This is a genomic window from Erwinia magellanica (assembly GCF_039023495.1).
Lineage (GTDB): Bacteria > Pseudomonadota > Gammaproteobacteria > Enterobacterales > Enterobacteriaceae > Erwinia.
Genome location: NZ_JBCHVC010000007.1, coordinates 100,460 through 125,740 on the forward strand (window position 1 = coordinate 100,460; position 25,281 = coordinate 125,740).

21 protein-coding genes are annotated in these 25,281 nt (G+C 54.5%); 12 read left to right on the forward strand and 9 right to left on the reverse strand.

All coding sequences use genetic code 11. The features are described from left to right. Positions 1–113: 113 nt before the first annotated feature. The gene (locus AAH450_RS19875; RefSeq protein ID WP_318791804.1) at positions 114–731 is read left to right on the forward strand and encodes a trimeric intracellular cation channel family protein; all 618 of its coding nucleotides are present in this window, start codon (positions 114–116) and stop codon (positions 729–731) included. On the opposite strand, the gene ligB is transcribed toward AAH450_RS19875, so the two are convergent. Next, positions 728–2,395 carry an NAD-dependent DNA ligase LigB gene (gene ligB / locus AAH450_RS19880; RefSeq protein WP_342911749.1) on the reverse strand — a complete coding sequence of 556 codons (1,668 nt, stop codon included), beginning with the start codon at positions 2,393–2,395 and terminating at the stop codon, positions 728–730. The two genes, AAH450_RS19875 and ligB, sit on opposite strands and share 4 nt — an antisense overlap. Before the next feature lie 251 nt (positions 2,396–2,646). Here ligB and gmk point away from each other — a divergent pair, with 251 nt between their 5' ends. From gmk to recG, 5 genes are read left to right on the forward strand one after another with little or no spacing between them, the layout of a single operon-like run. Beyond that, positions 2,647–3,270: a guanylate kinase gene (gmk, locus tag AAH450_RS19885; RefSeq protein ID WP_342911750.1), complete on the forward strand. Its 624-nt coding sequence runs from the start codon at positions 2,647–2,649 to the stop codon at positions 3,268–3,270. 53 nt (positions 3,271–3,323) lie between these two features. Further along, positions 3,324–3,599, forward strand: a complete 276-nt coding sequence (rpoZ, locus tag AAH450_RS19890) for a DNA-directed RNA polymerase subunit omega (RefSeq protein ID WP_004154766.1) — start codon at positions 3,324–3,326, stop codon at positions 3,597–3,599. A 21-nt stretch (positions 3,600–3,620) separates the two neighbouring features. Further along, the gene (gene spoT / locus AAH450_RS19895) at positions 3,621–5,741 is read left to right on the forward strand and encodes a bifunctional GTP diphosphokinase/guanosine-3',5'-bis pyrophosphate 3'-pyrophosphohydrolase (protein ID WP_342911751.1); all 2,121 of its coding nucleotides are present in this window, start codon (positions 3,621–3,623) and stop codon (positions 5,739–5,741) included. Between the two features lie 3 nt (positions 5,742–5,744). Next, a complete protein-coding gene (gene trmH / locus AAH450_RS19900) occupies positions 5,745–6,443 on the forward strand; it encodes a tRNA (guanosine(18)-2'-O)-methyltransferase TrmH (protein ID WP_342911752.1) in 699 nt (232 codons plus the stop codon). Then, on the forward strand, positions 6,440–8,521 hold the full coding sequence (gene recG / locus AAH450_RS19905) for an ATP-dependent DNA helicase RecG (protein ID WP_342911753.1): 2,082 nt from the start codon (positions 6,440–6,442) through the stop codon (positions 8,519–8,521). The genes trmH and recG overlap by 4 nt, the downstream gene beginning before the upstream one ends. 78 nt (positions 8,522–8,599) lie before the next feature. Here recG and AAH450_RS19910 read toward each other — a convergent pair whose 3' ends face one another. Next, positions 8,600–9,262, reverse strand: a complete 663-nt coding sequence (locus AAH450_RS19910) for an SDR family oxidoreductase (protein ID WP_342911754.1) — start codon at positions 9,260–9,262, stop codon at positions 8,600–8,602. A 164-nt stretch (positions 9,263–9,426) separates the two neighbouring features. Between AAH450_RS19910 and AAH450_RS19915 the strand changes: the two genes are divergently transcribed. The 3 genes from AAH450_RS19915 to rluF all read left to right on the forward strand — a co-directional run bounded on the left by AAH450_RS19915 (position 9,427) and on the right by rluF (position 13,653). Next, the gene (locus tag AAH450_RS19915; protein ID WP_342911755.1) at positions 9,427–10,809 is read left to right on the forward strand and encodes a nucleobase:cation symporter-2 family protein; all 1,383 of its coding nucleotides are present in this window, start codon (positions 9,427–9,429) and stop codon (positions 10,807–10,809) included. A gap of 127 nt (positions 10,810–10,936) precedes the next feature. After that, on the forward strand, positions 10,937–12,613 hold the full coding sequence (locus tag AAH450_RS19920; protein WP_342911756.1) for an AsmA family protein: 1,677 nt from the start codon (positions 10,937–10,939) through the stop codon (positions 12,611–12,613). A 155-nt stretch (positions 12,614–12,768) separates the two neighbouring features. Next, on the forward strand, positions 12,769–13,653 hold the full coding sequence (gene rluF / locus AAH450_RS19925; RefSeq protein WP_342911757.1) for a 23S rRNA pseudouridine(2604) synthase RluF: 885 nt from the start codon (positions 12,769–12,771) through the stop codon (positions 13,651–13,653). A 28-nt stretch (positions 13,654–13,681) separates the two neighbouring features. Here rluF and fabY read toward each other — a convergent pair whose 3' ends face one another. From fabY to typA, 5 genes are all read right to left on the reverse strand, one after another. Beyond that, on the reverse strand, positions 13,682–14,620 hold the full coding sequence (fabY, locus tag AAH450_RS19930; RefSeq protein WP_342911758.1) for a fatty acid biosynthesis protein FabY: 939 nt from the start codon (positions 14,618–14,620) through the stop codon (positions 13,682–13,684). A gap of 53 nt (positions 14,621–14,673) precedes the next feature. Next, entirely contained in the window at positions 14,674–15,111 is a 438-nt protein-coding gene (gene dtd / locus AAH450_RS19935; RefSeq protein WP_342911759.1) for a D-aminoacyl-tRNA deacylase, read from the reverse strand. Next, positions 15,108–15,980, reverse strand: coding sequence for a virulence factor BrkB family protein (locus tag AAH450_RS19940; RefSeq protein ID WP_342911760.1), 873 nt, complete (start codon positions 15,978–15,980; stop codon positions 15,108–15,110). The genes dtd and AAH450_RS19940 overlap by 4 nt, the downstream gene beginning before the upstream one ends. After that, positions 15,981–16,577, reverse strand: coding sequence for a glucose-1-phosphatase (gene yihX, locus AAH450_RS19945; RefSeq protein WP_342911761.1), 597 nt, complete (start codon positions 16,575–16,577; stop codon positions 15,981–15,983). It lies immediately after the preceding gene. Positions 16,578–16,719: 142 nt separating this feature from the next. Further along, a complete protein-coding gene (gene typA / locus AAH450_RS19950) occupies positions 16,720–18,543 on the reverse strand; it encodes a ribosome-dependent GTPase TypA (RefSeq protein WP_342911762.1) in 1,824 nt (607 codons plus the stop codon). A 435-nt stretch (positions 18,544–18,978) separates the two neighbouring features. On the opposite strand from typA, the gene glnA reads away from it, so the two are divergent. The 3 genes from glnA to glnG all read left to right on the forward strand — a co-directional run bounded on the left by glnA (position 18,979) and on the right by glnG (position 22,992). After that, a complete protein-coding gene (gene glnA, locus AAH450_RS19955) occupies positions 18,979–20,388 on the forward strand; it encodes a glutamate--ammonia ligase (RefSeq protein ID WP_318791789.1) in 1,410 nt (469 codons plus the stop codon). Between the two features lie 137 nt (positions 20,389–20,525). Further along, the gene (glnL, locus tag AAH450_RS19960) at positions 20,526–21,575 is read left to right on the forward strand and encodes a nitrogen regulation protein NR(II) (protein ID WP_342911763.1); all 1,050 of its coding nucleotides are present in this window, start codon (positions 20,526–20,528) and stop codon (positions 21,573–21,575) included. A gap of 7 nt (positions 21,576–21,582) precedes the next feature. Then, positions 21,583–22,992, forward strand: coding sequence for a nitrogen regulation protein NR(I) (glnG, locus tag AAH450_RS19965; protein WP_318791787.1), 1,410 nt, complete (start codon positions 21,583–21,585; stop codon positions 22,990–22,992). A 49-nt stretch (positions 22,993–23,041) separates the two neighbouring features. Here glnG and hemN read toward each other — a convergent pair whose 3' ends face one another. Together hemN and yihI are read right to left on the reverse strand one after the other, a co-directional pair. After that, positions 23,042–24,412: an oxygen-independent coproporphyrinogen III oxidase gene (gene hemN, locus AAH450_RS19970; protein WP_342911774.1), complete on the reverse strand. Its 1,371-nt coding sequence runs from the start codon at positions 24,410–24,412 to the stop codon at positions 23,042–23,044. 253 nt (positions 24,413–24,665) lie between these two features. Beyond that, entirely contained in the window at positions 24,666–25,199 is a 534-nt protein-coding gene (yihI, locus tag AAH450_RS19975; protein WP_342911764.1) for a Der GTPase-activating protein YihI, read from the reverse strand. Positions 25,200–25,281 lie beyond the last annotated feature (82 nt).

Consider the following 25,281-nt stretch of genomic DNA (forward strand, 5'->3'; position numbering starts at 1 on the left):
CATCTTTTAAATCGGATTAAATAAACTAATTCTACAGGCGCACCTTAAAAAAATTCAATCGTCAACTTGCCGTTAATCCTTCAGGCTTGCCGCCGATTATTCTGGAGCTGGCTATGTTACTCACTGTTCTCTATATCATCGGTATTACGGCGGAAGCGATGACCGGCGCCCTGGCGGCGGGACGCCGTAAAATGGATATGTTTGGCGTTATCATTATCGCCTCAGTGACTGCTATTGGCGGCGGTTCGGTGCGCGACATGCTGCTGGGCCACTATCCGCTTGGCTGGGTTCAGCATCCCGAATACATCATGATTGTGGCCGCTGCCGCCGTGCTTACCACCCAGCTGGCCCACCTGATGCCGCACCTGCGTAAAGTTTTTCTGGTGCTGGACGCCCTGGGTCTGGTGGTATTTTCTATTATCGGGACCAAAGTAGCGCTGGATATGGGCCATGCCCCGCTCATTGCCGCTATCTGCGCCGTGATCACTGGCGTTTTTGGCGGTGTGCTGCGGGATATGTTCTGCAATCGCATCCCGCTGGTTTTCCAGAAAGAGCTGTATGCGGGTATCGCTTTTGCCTCCGGCTGGATATATATCCTGCTGTTAAAAACCCCGCTTTCCCATGAATTCGTCATCACTGCCACGCTGCTGTTTGGGTTTATTGCCCGTCTGCTGGCGCTGCGCTTCAAGCTGGGGCTGCCCATTTTCAATTACCCACATGCAGAGCATTAAGGGCAAATTCCTCTCTCCCGCAAGAAGGCGATTAAAGCCTCTGTGTCAGGGTGATGAAGAAACTTTACCAGTCGATCGGCACGCCGCATGCCCATATCCGGTAACTGCTGCCACTCTGTCAGGCTGCGTGAAAGCAGTTTTTGCCAGTTATCATCCTGAATGGTGTTAAGCGCCTTTTCAGGCAGAGGGAGACCCAACGCCCTCACCCAGCGCTTAAAAGGTTGCTGGCGGCTGAGTGAAAACTGGTGATAAAGCTGAGCGGCTCGCTGTGGGGTCATTCCCGCCACCTGAGCAAGCTGTTCCTGAGTCAGCGTCAGCCATGAGAAAAGGTGTGAAAGCTGGCCTGACAGCATCAGCCGCAGCCAGCTGCTTCTGTTTACGCCGCTCATATTCAGCCCTGATTTACCGCTTAGCCAGACAAGGCGTGCGAGAAACTGTTCACGGCACGCAGGCGTCCAGGCCAGACAGCTCAGTGTATGAAAAGCTGTAGTATCAGGGATGGCAGGTGTTGTTCGCTCTGCTACCCGCCAAATCACCTCATCCAGCCGGGGGATGCCCTGGCCCGCCAGGCTGATTGCCACCTGATCTCCGGCGACTATATCCGCCTTCTGCCAGCGGCTTAACGATCCGACGTTAACGCGGCTGACCTGCTTATCATCCAGTCTTACGGGAACAAGATTAAGCACAGCGCTTATTTTCCCTGTTCGTCCAATGGGGAATTCCACAGAACGGACTTCGGTGGTCACGGTAGCTGGGGGATACTTCCAGGCGACAGACCAGGTATTATCCCCTGGTTGCCAGTACTCGCCTTTAATGGGATTACTGTGTATGACCACCCCATCCGTGACAAAAGGTAACGGCTGGGTGAACCAACGCTCTCGCCAGCCCTCTACCTCGTCCGCATTGTTAACCTGTTTACTCCACCTGGCCATAACGGGAAAGCCCGCTTTGCCAAGCCAGGCTAATCGCTGTGAGAAAGAGCGGGGTCCATCCGGCCAGGCCCAGATGAAGATGCCGAAATTTTTCAACGTTGCGGTGGCCTTAAGCTTGCGCATTGCACCGGCCACCACAGCGCGGGCGTTCATTCCTCCCTGAGCAGCCTGCTGATGATCGTTCATCTTCAGATAAAGCTCTCCCTGTAGAGTAAGTGAACCGGACCGATCGGGAACCGACTGCGGAATCGCAGGGATTGAACGCGCTTTCTCCGTCCAGTCTTCACCCTGCACGCCATTGCCGCGGCTAATAACGCTGTGTAGTTTTCCCTGCTGGTAATGCAGCGTCACGGCTACGCCGTCCACTTTAGGCTGCACCCAGAGATCGGTTTTTCCCGCCATCCAGTTTGCCAGGGCCTGTTTGCTCGCCATTTTTGCCACACCGACATGGGCAATGGGGTGAAGCACTTTGCCGCTTTGCGCCAGTTCAGGCTGGCGAAGCGCGCTTTCAGGTCTGAAACAGCGCTGCCAGGCCTGGTACTTTTTTAACAGGGCGTCATAGCGTTCGTCCGTAATCCGGCTCTCTCCCTGTGCGTAGTACGCCTTATCCCAGTCACTTAGCTGATTACCCAGCGCAGCCATCTCCAGCGCCGCTCTGGCGGGTGTCCAGACCGGGCAGGAAGCCTGCACGGCGAAACTATACAAGATCAGTATGGCTTTAAAGATCCTCATTTCTGCGCTCCTTATTCTGGTGCCAGGGAGAGTAAAAAGAAGCGCCAGAACTGGCGAGAGGCAACAATCAGAGATGGAACAGAAAAGGAAAAATGAATTTCCCTACCATGAAACGATGCATAAGTACCGCGACGTACTTTCCAAAATCTGAGAAATTAGCTCGCTTCCTGCCTGAAACGCTGCATAGAGGGCGTCAGCCGTGTATACTGTGCAGGAAGTAGACTCCGCTTTATTGGCATATCAAGATAATCATGGCTCAAGGCACACTTTTTATTGTTTCTGCTCCCAGCGGGGCGGGAAAATCCAGCTTGATTCACGCGTTACTGAAAACGCAACCGCTGTACGATACTCAGGTTTCCATTTCCCATACCACCAGGGGAATGCGCCCAGGCGAAAACCATGGCGAACATTACTTTTTCGTCTCTCATGACGAATTCCGCAGCATGATTAAGGAAGAGGCTTTTCTTGAGCACGCGGAGGTATTTGGCAACTATTATGGAACCTCGCGTAAAGCGATCGAGCAGGTGCTGTCGACTGGCGTAGATGTCTTCCTGGATATTGACTGGCAGGGCGCACAACAGATTCGGCAGAAGATGCCGCACGCGCGCAGTATTTTTGTGCTGCCGCCATCGAAAGATGAACTGGATCGCCGCCTGCGTGGCCGCGGCCAGGACAGCGAAGAGGTGATTGCCCGACGTATGGCTCAGGCCGTCGCCGAGATGAGCCACTTTGCAGAGTATGATTACCTGATTGTGAATGATGATTTTGACCTGGCGCTGTCAGATTTAAAAACCATCATTCGCGCTGAGCGTCTGCGTATGGGGCGTCAAAAATCCCGTCATGATGCATTAATCAGCAAACTATTGGCAGACTGAGGACAACTCAGTATGATGCCCAGTCATTTCGTCACCCGTGGAGTATCACACTTATGGCACGCGTAACCGTACAGGACGCAGTAGAAAAAATTGGTAACCGTTTTGACCTGGTGCTGGTCGCGGCTCGTCGCGCTCGTCAGATGCAGGTAGGCGGTAAAGATCCGCTGGTTCCGGAAGAGAACGACAAATCTACCGTGATCGCCCTGCGCGAAATTGAAGAAGGTTTGATCACCAACCAGATTCTGGACGTGCGTGATCGCCAGGAACAGCATGAGCAGGAAGCCGCTGAATTGCAGGCCGTTACCGCTATCGCTGAAGGTCGTCGTTAATCACCAGCCTGCAGGTTGCCCTTGTATCTGTTCGAAAGTCTCAATCAGCTGATTGAAAAATACTTGCCTGAGGAGCAAATCAAACGCCTCAAGCAAGCTTACCTTGTCGCACGTGATGCTCACGAGGGACAGACGCGCTCCAGCGGTGAGCCTTATATCACCCACCCCGTTGCCGTTGCCTGCATCCTGGCTGAAATGAAGCTCGACCATGAAACTCTCATGGCCGCGCTTTTGCACGACGTAATCGAAGATACCCCCGCCACCTACCAGGACATGGAACAGCTTTTTGGCCGGACCGTGGCTGAACTGGTAGAAGGGGTTTCTAAGCTTGATAAGCTGAAGTTCCGCGATAAAAAAGAAGCGCAGGCGGAAAACTTCCGCAAAATGATCATGGCGATGGTGCAGGATATCCGCGTCATTCTGATCAAACTGGCTGACCGCACACACAACATGCGAACGCTGGGTGCACTTCGTCCGGACAAAAAGCGACGTATTGCGTTAGAAACGCTGGAAATTTACAGCCCTCTCGCCCACCGGCTCGGTATTCATCACCTGAAAACTGAACTGGAAGAGTTGGGGTTTGAAGCGCTCTACCCAAACCGCTACCGCGTGATCAAAGAAGTGGTCAAGGCGGCCCGCGGCAACCGTAAAGAGATGATCCAGAAAATCCTCTCTGAAATTGACGGTCGTTTGCAGGAAGCGGGCATCCCCTGCCGGGTCAGTGGTCGGGAAAAGCACCTCTATTCGATTTACTGCAAAATGCACCTGAAAGAGCAGCGTTTCCATTCCATCATGGATATCTACGCTTTCCGGGTGATTGTCAGTGACTTCGATACCTGTTACCGGGTTCTGGGGCAGATGCACAGCCTCTACAAACCTCGTCCGGGACGGGTGAAAGACTATATCGCCATTCCCAAAGCTAACGGCTATCAATCCCTGCATACCTCAATGATCGGCCCGCACGGTGTGCCGGTTGAAGTGCAGATCCGTACCGAAGATATGGATCAGATGGCAGAGATGGGCGTGGCCGCGCACTGGGCTTATAAAGAGCAGGGCGAAAGCGGCACGACCGCACAAATTCGCGCCCAGCGCTGGCTACAGAGCCTGCTTGAGTTGCAGCAGAGTGCCGGTAGCTCCTTTGAATTTATCGAAAGCGTCAAATCCGATCTGTTCCCGGATGAGATTTACGTTTTTACCCCGGAAGGACGCATCGTCGAACTTCCTGCCGGCGCGACACCTGTCGACTTCGCCTATGCCGTGCACACCGATATCGGTCATGCCTGCGTGGGCGCGCGCGTCGATCGCCAGCCTTATCCCCTTTCTCAGCCGCTGACCAGCGGGCAAACCGTGGAGATCATCACTGCACCTGGCGCGCGTCCGAACGCAGCCTGGCTTAACTTTGTGGTGAGTTCCAAAGCCCGTGCGAAGATTCGCCAGCTGCTGAAAAACCTCAAGCGCGACGACTCTGTCAGCCTTGGGCGCCGTCTGCTGAACCACGCGCTGGGGGGAAGCCGTAAGCTGGCCGAAATCCCGCCAGAGAATATTCAGCACGAGCTGGAAAGAATGAAGCTGGCCACGCTGGATGACCTGCTGGCTGAAATTGGCCTGGGCAATGCCATGAGCGTGGTGGTAGCGAAAAACCTGCAACATAGCGAACACTCTGCTGCGGCTTCGCAGACGCCGACCACGCCTTCGCGCAGCAAGCTGCCAATCAAAGGTGCCGATGGCGTCCTGATTACCTTTGCCAAATGCTGCCGTCCGATCCCAGGTGACCCGATTGTCGCCCACGTCAGCCCTGGCAAAGGTCTGGTCGTGCACCATGAATCCTGCCGTAATATTCGTGGCTATCAGAAAGAGCCAGAGAAATATATGGCCGTGGAGTGGGATACGGTTACCGAGCATGAGTTTGTGGCGGAAATCAAGGTGGATATGTTTAACCATCAGGGTGCGCTGGCGAACCTGACGGCGGCAATTAACACCGCCGGCTCCAATATTCAGAGCCTGAATACGGAAGAAAAAGATGGCCGCGTCTACAGCGCCTTTATCCGTCTGACGGCACGCGATCGCGTCCACCTGGCGAATATTATGCGTAAAATTCGCGTAATGCCGGACGTGATTAAAGTTCATCGTAACCGAAATTAATGCATGAATGCTCAACGCTATGCCCGCATCCTGGAGATGCTGGCCGCCCGTCAGCACGACCTGACCGTCTGTATGGAGCAGGTCCATAAGCCCCATAACGTTTCTGCCGTGATCCGCACGGCGGACGCGGTTGGCGTGCATGAAGTCCATGCCGTCTGGCCTGGCAGCCGCATGCGTACCATGGTCTCCTCCGCTGCGGGCAGTAACAGCTGGGTGCAGGTGAAAACTCACCGCACCATCGCTGAAGCCGTTGGCCACCTCAAAGGCCAGGGCATGCAGATCCTTGCCACACACCTTTCAGATAAAGCCGTCGATTTTCGCGAAGTTGATTACACCCGCCCCACCTGCATTCTGATGGGCCAGGAAAAGACAGGCATCACTCAGGAAGCGCTGGCTCTTGCCGATCGGGATATTATTATTCCGATGATCGGTATGGTGCAGTCGCTCAACGTTTCGGTTGCCTCCGCCCTGATCCTTTATGAAGCACAACGGCAACGGCAAAACGCCGGAATGTATCAACGGCAGCAGAGCACGCTGGCGTACCACGAACAGCAGCGTCTACTGTTTGAGGGGGGTTATCCGGTGCTGGCAAGAGTGGCAAAGCACAAAGGCCTGCCCTATCCGGAAATTAATGAGGTGGGCGAAGTAGTTGCCGATCCCGACTGGTGGGCAACCATGCAAGCTTCGGTACGCAAAAAATGAGCGGCCGACTGCTGGATGCCGTCCCGCTAAACTCGCTTACCGGCGTTGGCGCCAGCCAGGCAGGTAAGCTGGCGAAGCTGGGGCTGGTCACCGTGCAGGATTTACTCCTTCATCTGCCGCTACGCTATGAAGACCGTACCCAGCTCTACGCCATTAACGATCTGCTTCCCGCCATTTATGCCACTGTAGAAGGTGAAGTGCTGCATAGCGACATCAGCTTTGGCCGGCGTCGTATGCTCACCTGTCAGATCAGCGATGGCACCGGCATCCTTACCCTGCGCTTCTTTAATTTCACTGCCGGTATGAAAAACAGCCTGGCACCAGGCCGCCGCGTGACCGCTTATGGCGAGATAAAACGCGGCCAGCGCGGGGCCGAAATTATTCATCCGGAATACCGCGTACAGGGCGAAAGCGGCGGCGTAGAGCTACAGGAGACGCTGACGCCAGTTTACTCCACCACCGAAGGTATTCGCCAGGCCACGCTGCGTAACCTCACCGATCAGGCGCTGACGCTGCTGGATACCTGCGCCATTGCCGAGTTACTGCCCCCTGAACTGAGTCAGGGCATGATTACGCTGAAAGAGGCACTGCGCACGCTGCATCGTCCGCCGCCGGATATGGCGCTGGCCGATCTGGAGAGCGGCAGACATCCGGCACAGCGGCGTCTGATTATGGAAGAGCTGCTGGCGCATAACCTCAGCATGCTGGCCGTTCGCGCTGGCGCTCAGCGTTACCATGCCCTGCCAATGCCTGCCAGACATGCGCTGAGCGACAAACTGTTGGCTGCTCTGCCCTTCAAACCCACGGCTGCGCAGGTGCGGGTGGTGCGGGAAATTGAAGAGGATCTGGCCCATGACTACCCGATGATGCGTCTGGTACAGGGTGACGTCGGGTCAGGAAAAACGCTGGTGGCCGCGCTCACCGCGTTGAATGTCATTGCGTATGGCAAACAGGTTGCCCTGATGGCCCCTACCGAGCTGCTTGCTGAGCAGCATGCCAACAACTTCCGCCAGTGGTTTGCGCCGCTCGACATTGAGGTAGGCTGGCTGGCCGGTAAGCAGAAGGGGAAGGCACGCCTGGCGCAACAGGAGGCGATTGCCAGCGGCCAGGTCTCGATGATCGTAGGGACCCACGCTATTTTCCAGGAGCAGGTGCAGTTCAACGGCTTAGCGCTGGTGATTATCGATGAACAGCACCGGTTTGGCGTTCATCAGCGTCTGGCACTCTGGGAAAAGGGCGAAGAGCAGGGCTTCCATCCGCATCAGCTGATTATGACGGCAACGCCAATCCCCCGAACGCTGGCGATGACCGCCTATGCCGATCTTGATACGTCGACTATTGACGAGTTGCCGCCAGGCCGAACGCCGGTGACCACCGTAGCGATTCCAGATACCCGCAGGCCGGATATTATTGCCAGGGTGAAAAGCGCTTGCAGCGATGAAGGACGCCAGGCTTACTGGGTTTGTACCCTGATTGAGGAGTCTGAGCAGCTGGAAGCGCAGGCGGCAGAAGCAACGTGGGAAGAGCTGAAGCTGGCACTGCCGGAGCTACAGGTGGGTCTGGTGCATGGCCGGATGAAGCCTTCAGAGAAGCAGGCGGTAATGCAGGCGTTTAAGCAGGGCGATATTCATCTGCTGATTGCCACCACGGTGATTGAAGTCGGGGTAGATGTCCCCAATGCCAGCCTGATGATTATCGAAAATCCGGAACGGCTGGGTCTGGCGCAGCTGCACCAGCTTCGCGGACGCGTGGGCCGTGGGTCGGTGGCTTCTCACTGTGTGCTGTTGTATAAGGCGCCGCTGAGCAAAACGGCGCAAAAGCGGTTGCAGGTTTTGCGCGACAGCAACGACGGTTTTGTCATTGCGCAATGTGATTTGGAGATCCGCGGGCCGGGCGAACTGTTGGGCACCCGACAGACCGGTAATGCGGAGTTCAAAGTGGCGGATCTGCTGCGTGATGGCGCGATGATCCCGGAAGTACAGCGGGTGGCGCGGCATATCCACCAGCATTACCCCGAACAGGCTCAGGCCCTGATCGAGCGCTGGCTACCAGAGACTCAGCGCTACACTAACGCCTGATAGCGCGTTATCTGCCGCTCCGGGCATTTGTTATTATCTCCGGGTAGAGCGGCCATTACAGCCGCTGCGCCGCTTTATTTACTGACCGCTATATCTCTTTATCTCACCAACAGCGTCATTCACCGGCTGCTCGCCCGTAGTCAGCTCAAGAATGACCCGTTTTACTTCAGGCTGCTCCACCAGGCTGTGTAATACAGCAGCAACGTCCTCTCTTGGCACTGTGCCATAAGGAATAGCCAGCCCGATCCGCACTTTACCGGTGCCCGGCTCGTTCACCAGCGTGCCCGGACGCAGGATAACCCACTCCAGCGCGGTAGCCGCCAACATCACATCGGCCTGCTTTTTCACCTGCATATAGTGCTCAAAGGTGGGGGAGATCTTTTTAGCGCGCCCCGCTTCCGGAAACGCAGAGACCAACAGGAAGCGTTTGATGCCTGCCAGCCTGGCCGCTTCAGCAGCAAATTTGCAGCCCCGCCCATCAATGCCGTCGGTTAATTCGATGCCTGCTCCGGCAGCGCCTGCGGTGAACACGACGGTGTCGCAGCCCCTCATCGCCTCGGCCAGCTTTTCGCTGCTGGTGGTCATCAGGTCAAGATTAACGGGCGTTACGCCATCTGCCCTGAGTTCATCAGCCTGCGCGTCACGTCGACAGCTTCCCTTTACCTGATGGCCCGCCTGAACCAGACGCTTTCTTAAATGGCTGCCCACGCCTCCCGTTGCACCAATAATAAATACCTGCATCTCACTCTCTCCCACCAAATATTCCTGTGAGGGTATAGCTTAGTGAAAAGCTCAGCGTTTCGCTGGCTTACGCCGTTGATCCTTCTATTTTCTCGCCAGCAAACGTTTGCTTTTGACCCGCTTACGATTAAAATCGCCACTTTGTTCGTCAGAGAACCCAGAAGATGTCTGCCAATATCCCTGAAGCCAGCCGTAGCACTTCCCATGCAGCCAACAGTGAGCTGATTTACCGACTGGAGGACCGCCCGCCGCTCCCCCAGACGCTTTTTGCCGCCTGTCAGCATCTGCTGGCGATGTTTGTGGCGGTGATCACCCCTGCCTTACTCATTTCGCAAGCTCTGGGCCTTCCCGCTCAGGATACGCAGCACATCATCAGTATGTCGCTGTTTGCTTCAGGTGTGGCTTCACTGCTACAGATCAAAACCTGGGGGCCGGTCGGATCCGGCTTGCTGTCAATTCAGGGAACCAGTTTTAACTTTGTAACACCGCTGATTATGGGCGGCATGGCACTGAAAAATGGCGGAGCGGATGTGCCGGTGATGATGGCAACGCTGTTTGGCACGCTGATGCTGGCCTCCTGCACCGAGATGATCCTCTCCCGCTTCCTGCATCTGGCTCGCCGGGTCATTACCCCGCTGGTCTCTGGCATTGTGGTAATGATTATCGGGCTGTCGCTGATTCAGGTTGGATTAACCTCTATTGGCGGCGGCTTCGCGGCGATGAGCAACCACACCTTTGGCGCCCCCAAAAACCTGATGCTGGCGGGCGCGGTGCTGCTGGTGATTGTGCTGTTAAATCGTCAGCGTAACCCCTATCTGCGCGTCGCCTCACTGGTGATTGCAATGGCGGTGGGTTATCTGCTGGCCTGGGCGCTGGGCATGCTGCCGGAGAATACCACGCCGGTTAATCAGGCGATGATTACGCTGCCAACGCCCTTCTATTACGGGCTGGGTATTGACTGGAACCTGCTGATCCCGCTGATGCTGGTCTTTATGGTGACCTCTCTGGAAACCATTGGGGATATCACGGCGACCTCAGATGTCTCAGAGCAGCCTGTCAGCGGGCCGTTGTATATGAAGCGACTGAAAGGCGGCGTGCTGGCAAACGGGCTGAATTCCTTTGTCTCTGCCCTCTTTAACACCTTCCCTAACTCCTGCTTTGGCCAGAACAACGGCGTGATCCAGCTGACGGGTGTCGCCAGTCGCTACGTAGGCTTTGTCGTGGCCCTGATGCTGATAGTGCTGGGCTTGTTCCCGGCGGTAAGCGGCTTTGTGCAGCATATTCCAGAGCCAGTGCTGGGCGGTGCCACCCTGGTGATGTTTGGTACAATAGCCGCATCGGGCGTTCGTATTGTTTCTCGTGAACCGCTGAATCGCCGTGCCATCATGATTATGGCGCTGTCGCTCGCGGTGGGTCTGGGCGTTTCGCAACAGCCTTTGATCCTGCAATTCGCTCCTGACTGGCTGAAAACCTTACTCTCTTCCGGTATTGCCGCGGGCGGGATCACTGCCATCATTCTGAATCTGCTCTTTCCTCAGGAAAAGTAATCCCCTCTTGTGTCATCCTGTGGTGATTCGCAGAGGGTCTTCTGGCCCTCTGCTGTTGTGAAAGTTGAGCTTCGATGATAAATCAGGCATAACAACCTTTTACCCGATGTTCACAGGGACAGATGCCATGAAAGTAATCGGAAAAATTCTGCTGACCATTTTGCTTATACTGCTGCTGGCCGTAGTGGCGCTGTATGTGGTGTTGCAAACCCAGTGGGGAGCCGGCTGGATAAGCCGCACCGTCAGTGAGAACACCGGTTACCAGCTGACGTTAAGCAAACTTGAGCATAATTTTTCCAACCCCGATCTTCTGCTTCTGGACAATGTCTCCTTTGGCCGGAAAACGCAGCCTGCCCTGCTGACAGCGCAGCGAGTGGGTCTGAACCTGAGTAGCGCCCAGTTTACCCAGCCGCTTCATTTCGCCAGCATTACGGTGGAGAAAGGTAGGCTGGATCTCGCAAACCAGGGGGCTTCACTGCCGGTTCAGGCAGATCGTTTGCAGCTTAATCAGATGGCGGTAAACAGCCCTGACAGCGGCATAGCGGTCTCTGCAAAGCGGGTGGATGGCGGGATTGTGCCGTGGAAACCGCAGGCTGGCGATCTCATCGGCAGCGATGCCAGCTTCCAGATGAGTGCAGGTTCGCTGGAAATTAACGGCATCCCCGCCACCAACGTCCTGATCCAGGGCCGCATCAGCCAACATCAACTGGTGATGAATAATATCGGTGCCGATGCCGCACTGGGTTCCATCACGGCCAGCGCCCAGCGCGATGCGCAGGGGAACTGGCAGGTTCCCAGCTTGCGGCTGAACAGCATTCGCCTGCAAACGGACAAAACGCTTAGCGATTTTCTTAATCCGCTGTTCGCGCTGCCCTCTGTGCATTTTGATCGTATCGACATAACGGATGCCCGTCTGGAGGGCACAGACTGGGCAGTGACCGATCTCGATATGGCGCTGAAGAATATTACCCTGCGCGACGGGGGGTGGCAGAGTGAAGACGGCTCGCTGTCCATGAATGCCACCACTTTTGTTAACGGCAGCCTGGAGCTGAACGATCCTATCGTCAATATGACCTTTTCCCCTGAGGGTGTGGCGCTCTCGCAGTTCAGTTCCCGTTGGGTCAATGGCCTGATCCGTACAGCCGGTCACTGGACGCGCAGTGATAAAAAGCTGACGCTTGATGAACTGGCGGTGGCTGGCCTGGAATATACCCTGCCGCAAAACTGGCGCGAACACTGGATGGCAAAGCTGCCAGGCTGGCTGGAGAGCGTGGAAATCACCAAATTTGCCGCTAACCGTAACCTGATTATTGATATTAACCCCTCCTTCCCCTTCCAGATGACCTCCCTGGATGGTAACGGCAGCAATCTGTTGATGGCGCGGGATCATCAGTGGGGTATCTGGTCTGGCAGCCTGAACCTCAATGCCGCAGAGGCAACCTTCAACCGTGTTGATCTGCGCCATCCGTCGATTGCGCTGAACGCTGACAGCAGCAGGATCAACGTCACTGAAATGAGCGCCTTTACGAAAAACGGTATGGTAGAGAGCCTGGCAACGCTGTCTCAACAGCCGCAGCGCGCGCTCTCGTTGACGATGAACGGGCGGCAGGTTCCGGTTAACCTCCTGCATGAATGGGGATGGCCAACGCTGCCGCTGGAGGGTGAAGGCGAGCTTCAGCTGAATATTCAGGGAAACCTGGCTGCCGGTGCGCCGTTAAAACCCACGGTAAAGGGTACGCTCTCCGCCACTGCGGGCGATAAAAACGTTCAGCAGACGATGCAGGCGGGTCAGGTCGCACAGTGATCTTTTTTGCTTATCCACGCACAACTCTGGTCAGTCGTCTCCTGGCCTGACGCTTAGCCTTATGCGAGACAGCCCCAGAAAATGGGGCTATGTGCGCCCCGGCTGTTCGCAACCATCTTCAGGTAAGGTATAGTCCGTTTTTTTACGGAGGAACCATGCTGAATAACTCATCCATTCGTCTTAACAAATACATTGGCGAGAGCGGTATCTGCTCCCGTCGTGATGCCGATCGCTACATCGAACAGGGAAACGTTTTTATCAACGGCAAGCGGGCTGCGGTGGGCGATCAGGTATTTGCCGGGGATGTGGTGAAAGTTAACGGTCAGCTTATTGAACCCCGTAATGAAGAAGATTTAGTGCTGATCGCCCTGAACAAGCCGGTGGGTATTATCAGCACCACCGAGGAGGGCGAGCGCGATAACATCGTCAATTATGTGAACCACAGTAAACGCGTCTTCCCCATTGGTCGCCTGGATAAAGAGTCGCAGGGTCTGATTTTTCTGACCAACCACGGCGATCTGGTCAACAAGATCCTGCGTGCCGGGAACGACCACGAGAAAGAGTATGTGGTGACAGTGAATAAGCTGGTCACCGACGAGTTTATTGCGGGTATGGGCGCGGGTGTGCCGATGCTGGGCACTGTGACCAAAAAATGCAAAGTAAAGAAAGAGGCACCCTTTGTTTTCCGCATCACGCTGGTGCAGGGTCTGAACCGCCAGATCCGCCGCATGTGTAAGCACTTTGGCTATGAAGTGACCCGGCTTGAACGCACGCGCATCATGAACGTCAGTCTGAAAGGGTTGCCGATCGGTGAATGGCGCGATTTCACTGACGAGGAACTGATTGAACTCTTCAGGCTGATTGAGAACTCCTCCTCTGAAGATGCGGCGGAGAAGAAAGCGAAATCGAAGCCAAAGCCGAAGCCTGCGGCCGCGAAAAAACCGGCCAGCAGTGGTGCAAAAAGTCCGGAAAAACCGGCGGCCAACGCCGCTGCACGTAAGCGCTTCGTTCAGCCGGGGCGTAAAAAGAAAGGGCGCTGAGTCAGCACCTTAAGCCCGACGCTCTGCTTCAGAAACCCGACCCGCCCAGCTCCAGATCGCCATCCGGATCGGCGGGAAGCACGATATAGACGCCTTCGAATACGGCACCGCACTCTTCATTGCCGTAAAGTTCGACTTCCAGCTGTACCCGAGCCTTGCGCCCACGCGCCAGCCTGTCCAGGTCACCGCTGAGTGAACCGAGGTCAGCGATAGCGCCAGGTTTGCCGGTAATCGGATGGCTGTAGCGAATATGTGCATCAGCCAGAATGATCGTCCCGCCCAGATGACGCTCACGCAGCAGCAGCCAGATTAGCCCCCATCCTGTCAGGGTCGCCAGTGAGAAGAGGCTGCCAGCAAACAGCGTATGGTGCGGGTTCTGGTTGCCCGTCTCCGGCATAGTGGTGATAAATTTCTGCCCGGTGAACTGTAAAATGCGCACACCCATTTTTTCGCTCAGTGGGATATGATCGTACCAGGCCTGCTGCAACTGCCCACACCAGTCCGCGCGATGCAAAATATCATCCAGCGACATCACCGGCTTGATCATCAGGAAATGGCGCACCGGCGTGGTTTGCGGAACGGTAATTTCGCCCTGGTTGAGGTACCCCAGTTTGGCAAAGAATTCGACAGCATCTTCACGGGCGCTACAGACCACCCGTTTTGCCCCTTCCTGACGCGCCACAGATTCCAGCGTCATCGCCACCAGCGTACCCAGCCCTTTTCCCTGAACGGAAGGATGGACCGCCAGGAAGCGGATAGCGGCTTCATTTTCAGCATTGATATAGAGGCGGCCTGCCGCTACCGGTTGACCGCGCTCGTCCACCACCATCTGATGATGCGCCAGCGCATCCCAGGCATCCCGTTCAGAACCCATGGGCTGATGAAGGGGTTTACGTAACATTTCCCAGCGGAACTGATAGTAAGTATCCAGCTCTTCTGCTGTTTCAGGGACCCGAAGGTGATACATAAAAAGGTTCTCTCTTTCTTAGCCCGCTATGCCTGCCTGTGCTCCTGGCCGCGTCAAACCTGTAGCCAGAAGGTAACAGGCCCGTCATTGACCAGGGAAACCTGCATGTTTGCAGCAAAGCGGCCTGTTTCCGTTACGATACCCTTTTCCCGGCAGCTGCCCACAAAAGCCTGATAAAGCTGCTCAGCTTCAGCAGGTTCGGCTCCGCCAGAGAAACTCGGGCGCATCCCCTTTTGAGTATCGGCAGCGAGGGTAAACTGGGATACGACTAACAGGCTGCCGCCAGCCTGCTGGACATTAAGATTCATTTTGTCGTTTTCATCACCAAAAATACGGTAGCCCAGCACTTTGGCGCACAGACGCTGCGCTTTTTGCCGATCGTCACCCTTCTCCACGCCTAACAGAACCAGCAGGCCCGGCCCGATTTCACCGGTAGTTTCTTCGTCGACTTTTACGCTGGCGCTCAACACGCGCTGAATCAGGGCAATCATACTTCCTCATCTTCTTTTTTTTGCTCTTGCTGTTTTATCAGGCGATAGTCGCCTAATGTGGCGCTGATTTCCGCTCCCAGCAGGACAATACACCAGGTCCAGTAAACCCACAAAAAAAGGATGGGGATCACTGCCAGCACGCCATAAATCAGCTGGTAGGAAGGGAACATCGTAACATAGAGCGCAAACCCCTTTTTCCCAAGCTCAAAAAGCAGTCCTGCAACCAGCGCGCCGATGAGCGCATCTTTACCGGCTACCTGCCGCGTCGGCACAATGCTGTAAAGCAGCCAGAAAGAGAGCCAGGAGAGCAGCAGCGGAAAAATACGCAGTCCGTAGTCTATCATTCCGCTCACGCCCGTTACGGACGCCCAGTGCAGCGACAGAAGGTAGGAACTGATTGCCAGGCTGGCCCCAACCAGTAGCGGGCCAAGCGTCAGGATCATCCAGTAGACCGCAAAAGAGTAAACGATGGGCCGCTTACGCTTGCTGCGCCAGATAGTATTCAGGGAGGTATCAATGGCGTACATCAGCAGCAATGCCGTCACCACCAGCCCACATGCGCCTACCGCCGTCATTTGAGTTACGTTAGCAACAAACTGCTCCAGATAGCGCTGGATAACCGTACCGGAAGCTGGAACAAAGTTATTAAAAATAAATGTCTTGAGCTGAGTACTGATGTTGTCAAACGACGGAAAGGCGGCAAAAAGCGCAAACACCACCGCCACCAGCGGCACCAGTGACAGCAGCGAAACATAGGCCAGATTACCCGCCAGCGTGGTCATGGCATCTTCGTCTATGCGCCGCCACAGCAGTTTGATCCACTCCCAGAGAGCACGCTGGCGGTGCCGGTAATGAATGAGCCGACTCATTTACATGCGATCGCTGAAAAACATCGGGATCACACCGGCATCTGTCACGTGCACACTGTGAATGCCTGATGCCTTTGCGGCCTCAATATTAGCCAGATTATCATCAAAGAAAATCGCCTCTTCGGCAGAGGCATCTTCCGCATTCAACAGCTGTTGATAAATTTCCGCTTCAGGCTTGCGTACGCCCATCTCCTGGGAGAGATAGAGCTTATCAGCTGCCTTCTCAACTTCCGGATATTGTGTGGGCCAGAATGCACAGTGCAGCTTGTTGGTGTTAGAGAGGATGACCACGCGGTCGCCCTGCTCGCGCAGCTTGTGCATGATGGCAATCACTTCGGGCCGGACACCAACAAACACCGCCTGCCAGCCAGCGGTAAACTGCTCAAAACTCAGGGCGAGATCCAGCTCCTCACAGAGTCTGGCGGCAAAAACTTCATCGCTGATTTCACCACGTTCGTGCTGCTCAAATTCTTCACCCATCCGGAAGCGGCTTTGCAGAGTGGCTAACGGCACCCGGCCGAGATCGCTCCAGACGCCAAGAACCCGGTTGAAATCAATATCAACAATGACATTACCTAAATCAAAGATATACAGCATGATCATCTCCTTTTGTGCCGGCAAGCTTTCACTCTAGCGGTAAAACGGAAGACTGAACAGGAGGGGGATTTGAATTCTGAAAAAGAGAGTCAGGGCCGGAAGGGATCCGGCCCTGAAGTGCATGGGACTAAATTAAGGCAAATTATGCCTCTTTAGGACCACGGCTTGCGCGTTTACGATCGTTTTCCGTCAGGTGACGTTTACGAATACGCACGGACAGAGGAGTCACTTCTACCAGTTCGTCATCATCGATGAACTCGATAGCCTGCTCCAGCGTCATCTTGATGGCGGGAACCAGGGTAGTGGCTTCGTCAGTACCAGAAGCACGCATGTTAGTCAGTTTCTTACCGGTCAGACAGTTTACAGTCAGGTCGTTAGAACGACTGTGAATACCGATGATCTGGCCTTCGTAAACTTCTGCACCGTGGCCCAGGAACAGCTTACCGCGGTCCTGGAGGCTGAACAGAGCAAACGCAACAGCTTTACCCTGACCGTTAGAGATCAGCACGCCGTTCTGACGCTGGCCCACTTCGCCCGGACGAACATCGTCATAGTGGCTGAAGGTGGAGTAGAGCAGACCGGTACCGGAAGTCATGGTCATGAATTCGTTACGGAAGCCAATCAGACCACGGCTTGGGATAACGTAGTCGAGACGTACGCGACCTTTGCCATCCGGATCCATGTTCTTCATGTCGGCTTTACGTTCACCCATCGCCTGCATCACTGAACCCTGGTGCTGTTCTTCGATATCCAGCGTAACGTTTTCGAATGGCTCTTGTTTGCGGCCTTCGAAATCGCGGAAGATAACTTTCGGACGGGATACCGCCAGTTCGAAACCTTCACGACGCATGTTTTCAATCAGAACTGACAGGTGAAGTTCACCACGACCCGATACGCGGAACGCATCAGCATCGGCAGTTTCTTCAACACGCAGCGCAACGTTGTGCACCAGCTCTTTGTTCAGACGGTCAAGGATCTGACGTGAAGTCACATACTTACCTTCTTTACCGCAGAACGGAGAGGTGTTGACGTTGAAGAACATCGTTACCGTTGGTTCATCCACGCTCAGCGCTGGCAGCGCCTCTACATTCTGTGGATCACAGATTGTATCGGAGATGTTCAGCTCGCCCAGACCGGTGATAGCAATGATATCGCCAGCTTCAGCTTCTGTAGCGTCGATACGCTCCAGACCCAGGTGAGTCAGCACTTTACCGACTTTACCGTTACGGGTTTTGCCTTCGCTATCTACAATGGTCACCTGCTGGTTTGGCTTCACTTTACCGCGTTTAATGCGGCCGATGCCGATAACACCCACGTAGTTGTTGTAGTCCAGCTGAGAAATCTGCATCTGGAACGGCGCTTCCATCTCAACCTGCGGAGGAGAAACGTGTTTCACGATAGCTTCATACAGCGGAGTCATGTCATCAGCCATGTCGGCGTGGTCAAGACCAGCGATACCGTTCAGGGCAGAAGCATAGATAACCGGGAAGTCGAGCTGCTCGTCAGTCGCATCCAGGTTAACGAACAGGTCAAATACCTGATCCACAACCCAGTCAGGACGAGCGCCTGGACGGTCAACTTTGTTGATGACCACGATCGGCTTCAGACCATTAGCAAACGCTTTTTTGGTCACGAAGCGGGTTTGCGGCATAGGGCCATCCATTGCATCCACAACCAGCAGCACCGAGTCAACCATTGACATCACACGCTCTACCTCACCGCCGAAGTCGGCGTGTCCTGGGGTATCCACGATGTTGATGCGGTAGTCGTTCCATTTAATGGCGGTGTTTTTTGCGAGGATGGTAATCCCACGCTCTTTCTCCAAATCGTTGGAGTCCATTACGCGTTCGGTTGCTTCGGTACGGGCATCAAAGGTCCCGGACTGCTGTAGCAACTTATCAACCAGGGTAGTTTTACCATGGTCAACGTGGGCAATAATGGCGATGTTACGCAAATTTTCGATCACAGCTTTGCCTCAGGCATTAGAAATAGCGCGCTATTGTACACGGATTAATCGAAGGACTGAACAGGATCACAAATTTCAATTAAAGATAACTGTCAGGATTGCTTTTCTAACCTTAATTAGTGCAAGAATTGCACTCCATCGAAAAAATGCACCAGAATGGTGCTTAACAAGCACCGCTTAGCACCAAAATGGTGCGCGACTTCCATCATGGTGCAGTTCCCGTCTCACGAGAGGGCGCATCATAGCGCTTTTTCAGGGTATTAATAAAGTTGGCATAGATTTCGCTTTATGTATTCAAGCGAAGAATGCCAGTTTCCACAACGGTTGATAGCTTGTCAGAGATCTTTATTATCGGATGACCCGGCGAGATTAGCAAAGGTCCCAGCTGAAGATCTCTAACCACGACGACAATGACAAAATCCAGGAGAGTTAAGTATGTCCGCTGAACACGTTCTGTCGATGATGAACGAGCACGAAGTAAAATTCGTTGACCTGCGTTTTACCGACACCAAGGGTAAAGAACAGCACGTCACCATTCCTGCTCATCAGGTTAACGCTGACTTCTTCGAAGAAGGCAAAATGTTTGACGGCTCATCAATCGGTGGCTGGAAAGGAATTAATGAGTCAGACATGGTTCTGATGCCAGATGCGACTACTGCTGTGCTGGATCCCTTCTTCGAAGACTCTACGCTGATCATCCGTTGCGATATCCTCGAGCCAGGCACCATGCAGGGCTACGACCGTGACCCGCGCTCCATCGCGAAGCGTGCTGAAGATTTCCTGCGTTCTTCCGGCATTGCAGACACCGTTCTGTTTGGCCCGGAACCCGAGTTCTTCCTGTTTGATGACGTCCGTTTCGGCGCGACCACTTCAGGTTCACACGTTGCTATCGATGATATCGAAGCAGCATGGAACACCGGTAAAGAGTATGAAGGCGGCAACAAAGGCCACCGTCCAGGTCTGAAAGGGGGTTACTTCCCGGTTCCTCCGGTCGACTCATCACAGGATATCCGTTCTGCTATGTGTCTGACTATGGAGCAGATGGGCCTGGTTGTTGAAGCGCATCACCATGAAGTTGCTACAGCTGGTCAGAACGAAGTGGCTACCCGCTTCAACACCATGACCAAAAAAGCTGACGAAATTCAGATCTACAAATATGTTGTGCATAACGTGGCTCACGCTTACGGCAAAACCGCTACCTTTATGCCAAAACCTATCTTTGGTGATAACGGTTCAGGCATGCACTGCCATATGTCACTCTCTAAAGATGGTAACAACCTGTTCGCTGGCGACAAATATGGCGGCCTGTCTGAAACTGCCCTGTTCTATATCGGCGGCGTTATCAAACATGCTAAAGCGATCAATGCCCTCTCTAACCCAACCACCAACTCTTACAAGCGTCTGGTCCCGGGTTACGAAGCGCCTGTTATGCTGGCCTACTCTGCCCGTAACCGTTCTGCCTCTATCCGTATCCCAGTGGTTGCCAGCCCGAAAGCGCGCCGCATTGAGGCTCGCTTCCCCGATCCAGCCGCCAACCCATACCTCTGCTTCTCTGCCCTGCTGATGGCTGGCCTGGACGGCATCATCAACAAAATCCATCCTGGCGACGCGATGGATAAAAACCTGTATGACCTGCCTCCGGAAGAAGAAGCTGAGATTCCAAAAGTGGCCGGTTCACTGGAAGAAGCTCTGCAATGCCTGAACGAAGACCGTGAGTTCCTGACTCGTGGCGGCGTCTTTACTGACGAAACCATTGATGCCTACATCGAACTGCGTAAGGCCGAAATGGACCGCGTGCGTATGACTCCACATCCGGTTGAATTCGAGCTGTACTACAGCGTTTAACTGGTTTGACGTTTTATGTTGCCGTGGAAACTTTAGCCCATCTCCGGATGGGCTTTTTTCACCACGTTTCATCGTTCAGGAAGACGACTTTTGGGTTCCGGAACTATAATGCACTGAAATAGTGCAGGAGAGAATGCATGGCAACAGGCACGCTGCCCGATGCTGGGCAGATTCTCAACTCCCTTATTAACAGTATCTTGCTGGTCGACAGCGGACTGGTGGTTCATTACGCCAATCCCGCGGCCCAACAACTGTTAGCGCAAAGCTCCCGCAAGCTGTTTGGAACACCGCTGCCGGAACTGATGGGATATTTTTCACTAAATATCGACGTCATGCTTGAGAGTCTGGATGCAGGTCAGGGTTTTACCGACAGTGAAGTCACTTTAGTGGTCGACAGTCGTGCGCATATTATGTCGTTAACCGCACAGCGACTGCCCGAAGGTTTAATTCTGCTTGAAATGGCGCCGATGGATAATCAGCGCCGGCTCAGTCAGGAACAGATTCAACATGCTCAGCAGGTCGCCGCCCGGGACTTAGTCCGGGGTCTGGCCCATGAAATTAAAAACCCGCTGGGAGGATTGCGTGGCGCAGCACAGCTGCTGGCGAAAGCCCTGCCCGATCCATCATTAACCGAATATACCAAAGTGATCATTGAACAGGCCGATCGCCTGCGCAATCTGGTTGATCGCCTGCTGGGTCCGCAGCAGCCGGGTATGCACGTGACGCAAAGCATCCATCAGGTAGCCGAACGCGTGGTAAACCTGGTTTCCATGGAGCTGCCCGACAACGTCACGCTGGTCAGGGATTACGATCCCAGCCTGCCGGAACTGGCGCACGACCCGGATCAAATAGAACAAGTTCTGCTGAATGTCGTCCGCAACGCGCTTCAGGCGTTGGGTGAAGAAGGCGGCACGATTACCCTTCGTACCCGTACAGCGTTTCAACTCACGCTGCATGGCGTACGTTATCGCCTGGTTGCACGCATCGATATTGAAGATGACGGCCCAGGTATTCCGGCACAACTGCAAGATACGCTGTTTTATCCGATGGTGAGCGGGCGGGAAGGCGGCACCGGCTTAGGCCTCTCAATTGCCCGTAGCCTGATCGATCAGCATTCGGGAAAAATAGAATTTAACAGTTGGCCTGGTCACACTGAATTTTCGGTTTATCTGCCTATTCGCCAGTGAGGTTTCTATGCAACGAGGGATAGTTTGGATCGTCGATGACGATAGCTCCATCCGCTGGGTGCTTGAACGCGCGCTCACTGGAGCCGGTTTAAGCTGCGCCACCTTTGACAGCGCCAGCGAAGTGCTGGACGCCCTTGCCAGCAAAACCCCAGACGTTTTGCTTTCAGATATTCGTATGCCCGGTATGGATGGACTGGCGCTGCTTAAACAGATTAAACAGCGTCATCCGATGCTTCCGGTCATCATAATGACCGCCCATTCCGATCTGGATGCCGCCGTCAGCGCCTATCAACAAGGGGCATTTGATTACCTGCCGAAGCCGTTTGATATTGATGAAGCCGTTGCGCTGGTAGAAAGGGCGATCAGCCACTATCAGGAGCAGCAGCAGCCGCGTAATCAGCCGGTCAGCGGCCCGACCACCGACATCATTGGCGAAGCGCCAGCGATGCAGGATGTCTTCCGTATTATTGGCCGCCTCTCTCGCTCCTCTATCAGCGTGTTGATTAATGGCGAGTCAGGCACCGGTAAAGAGCTGGTCGCGCATGCCCTGCACCGCCACAGCCCGCGGGCAAAAGCGCCCTTTATCGCGCTTAATATGGCGGCGATCCCAAAAGACCTGATTGAGTCAGAGCTGTTTGGTCATGAAAAAGGGGCGTTCACCGGCGCCAATCAAATCCGTCAGGGCCGCTTTGAGCAGGCCGATGGCGGGACGCTGTTCCTGGATGAAATTGGTGATATGCCGATGGATGTGCAGACACGCTTACTGCGCGTGCTGGCTGATGGGCAGTTCTATCGCGTGGGTGGCTATGCGCCGGTAAAAGTGGATGTACGTATTATTGCCGCAACGCACCAGAATCTGGAGCTGCGGGTTCAGGAGGGGAAATTCCGCGAGGATCTGTTCCACCGCCTGAACGTCATCCGTGTGCATCTTCCGCCGCTGCGTGAACGTCGTGAGGATATTCCCCGCCTCGCACGTTATTTCCTCCAGGTTGCGGCAAGAGAACTGGGCGTGGAAGCCAAAATCCTTCACCCGGAAACCGAAACCGCCCTGACCCGTCTGCACTGGTCGGGTAACGTCCGCCAGCTGGAGAACACCTGCCGCTGGCTGACCGTTATGGCCGCCGGTCAGGAAGTGCTGATTCAGGATCTGCCTTCTGAGCTGTTTGAAACCTCTACGCCGGAGAACCCGGTGCAGTCGCTGCCGGACAGTTGGGCGACCTTGCTGGCGCAATGGGCCGACAGGGCCTTGCGTTCCGGTCATCAAAACCTGCTTTCTGAAGCGCAACCAGAAATGGAGCGGACGCTGCTGACCACCGCCTTACGTCATACGCAAGGCCATAAGCAGGAAGCTGCCCGTCTTCTGGGATGGGGCCGGAATACGCTGACCCGTAAGCTGAAAGAGCTGGGGATGGAGTAACGGTTTCCCCAGCGTGTTACCCACAGGGGACGGGTCATCGTCCCCTGTGTTATATAACCCGCGAAAATTGCTGCATACGCGCCTTCTGGCGAAGGTAAGCGTCAAAGCACATACAGATATTCCTCACCAGCAAACGACCCTTAGGCGTCACCTGAAGGCCCTTCTCGTGGCGTTCCACCAGCCCGTCCTCAATGAATGGAGCCAGCAGCGCTAAATCTTCAGCAAAATAGTCGCTGAAGGCCTCAACGCCTGTATCAAAATCGGCAAAATTCAGGGCAAAATTGCACATCAGCGTTTTGATTACATCACGGCGCAGGCAATCATCTTTTGTCAGCTTTACTCCCCGGCACAGGGCAGAGTGATTTTTCTCTACGGCAGCATACCAGGCCTTGAGATCTTTTTCGTTCTGCGCATAACTGTCACCGATCATGCTGATAGCCGAAACGCCCATTCCCAGAAGATCGCTGTTGCCCTGAGTGGTATACCCCTGGAAGTTACGGTGAAGTTTTCCTTCCCGTTGCGCAATTGCCAGTTCGTCGCCAGGCCGGGCAAAATGATCCATCCCGATAAACTGGTATCCTTCAGCGGTCAGCATGCGGACGGTTTGCTGCAAAATATCCAGCTTTTGCTGAGCTGAAGGCAGGTCAGCCTCTTTGATTTTGCGCTGTGCGGCAAACAGGGTCGGCATATGAGCGTAATTGAATACGCTAAGCCGGTCAGGATTCAGCTCAATCACCTTTTTCAGCGTAAACGCAAAGCTTTCCGGCGTTTGCATCGGCAGCCCATAAATAAGGTCAAGGCTGGTTGAGGCAAAGCCTGTTTGTCGGGCACGCTCTGTCAGCGCCACTATCGTCTGCTCATCCTGAACGCGGTTAACCTTCTCCTGTACTTCTTTATTAAAATCCTGAACACCCATGCTCAGCCGGTTGAAACCGTGATCATGCAGGTGATCCAGCATATCCAGCTCAATTTCGCGCGGGTCCACCTCAATCGATAATTCCGCCTCTTCACTGAAGCTAAACGATGCCCGCAAAGTCTGAATAAGACGCGTGATTTGCGATTTACTCAGATAGGTTGGTGTTCCCCCGCCCCAGTGCATCTGGGTTACGGTGCGATGCCGGAATAAGGCGGCCCGGCTCTGGATCTCAACCGTTAAGGCCTCTATGTAAGCTTCGGCTTTATGCTGCTGGCGAGTAACGACTTTATTACATCCGCAGAAATAGCAAAGACGATGGCAAAACGGAATGTGGATATAGAGCGACAGGGGGCGATCGGGATAGCGCTGGGTTGCCTGAAGGAAGGCGGCTTCGTCGTAGTCCGCAGAAAATTCAAGCGCGGTGGGATAGGAGGTATAGCGAGGACCCGAGATGTTGTACTTCTGAATCAGCTGCTGATCCCATTCAATCATCTGCATCACAATGGTCACTCCTGCGTTGGCGTCTGGGTGCCGACCGTCGGATGTGAGGAGAGTGCCTTAAGCGTTGGCGGACGGTGGCCTTGTGCAGTCGGGTTTTTAACCGCGAAAGACGCCGTAGTTTAACGAATAACCATCCCAGGCTGCATAGCAGAATCAGCAAGAAAATTGATCCAGGCCAATTCATCAGTAGAGAAACCTTTATAAAAAGGCAGCACAACGCTGCGCCACCTCAATTTTGGGCTAAGAACGCTAAAGATCAGTTGCCGCCTTTCAGCAGGCGATACATATCTTCTTCGGCTTCATCATCTTCCACATCGTCATCCAGCGCGATACCAAGCTCTTCCATCAGCACGTCGATGCGGTCAAGCGTCTGATCAAGCCAGGCCTGCTCTTCCGCTGGCAGGGTTTCACCTTTTTCCAGACGATCCAGCAGCGCATCAAGACGCTCGTTATTTTCCAGCGAGGCAAGCTCCTCTTCGGGAGAGAGACGAACTTTTTTCTGTTCCGCCGGTTTTGCGGCCTTCGCCGGTTTTTTCACGCTCTGCGTTTCCGCAGTGACCGGGCCCAGAGCGATCGGCTTTTTGCTGCCAATACGAGGATCTTTGGTGGTGGCGCCGCCGCTACCCTTCTGATTAGCAGTGACCGGATTGGCCCGGCTACCCGAAGCGTTGCCGCGATGTTTTTTGTCACGCTTACGGTCACGCGCTTCGGTGTTGATTTCATCACGCGTTTTACGCTTCGTTTTTGCTGCCGGTTTCTGGCCCTGGGGCGCGCGTGTAGGTTGCTTCATGGTTTCTGCTCTCAGACGTTTTATATTCAGTATAGAATTGCGGCGAAATCTAGCAGAAAGCAGACAAAGAAAAAAGGCGGCA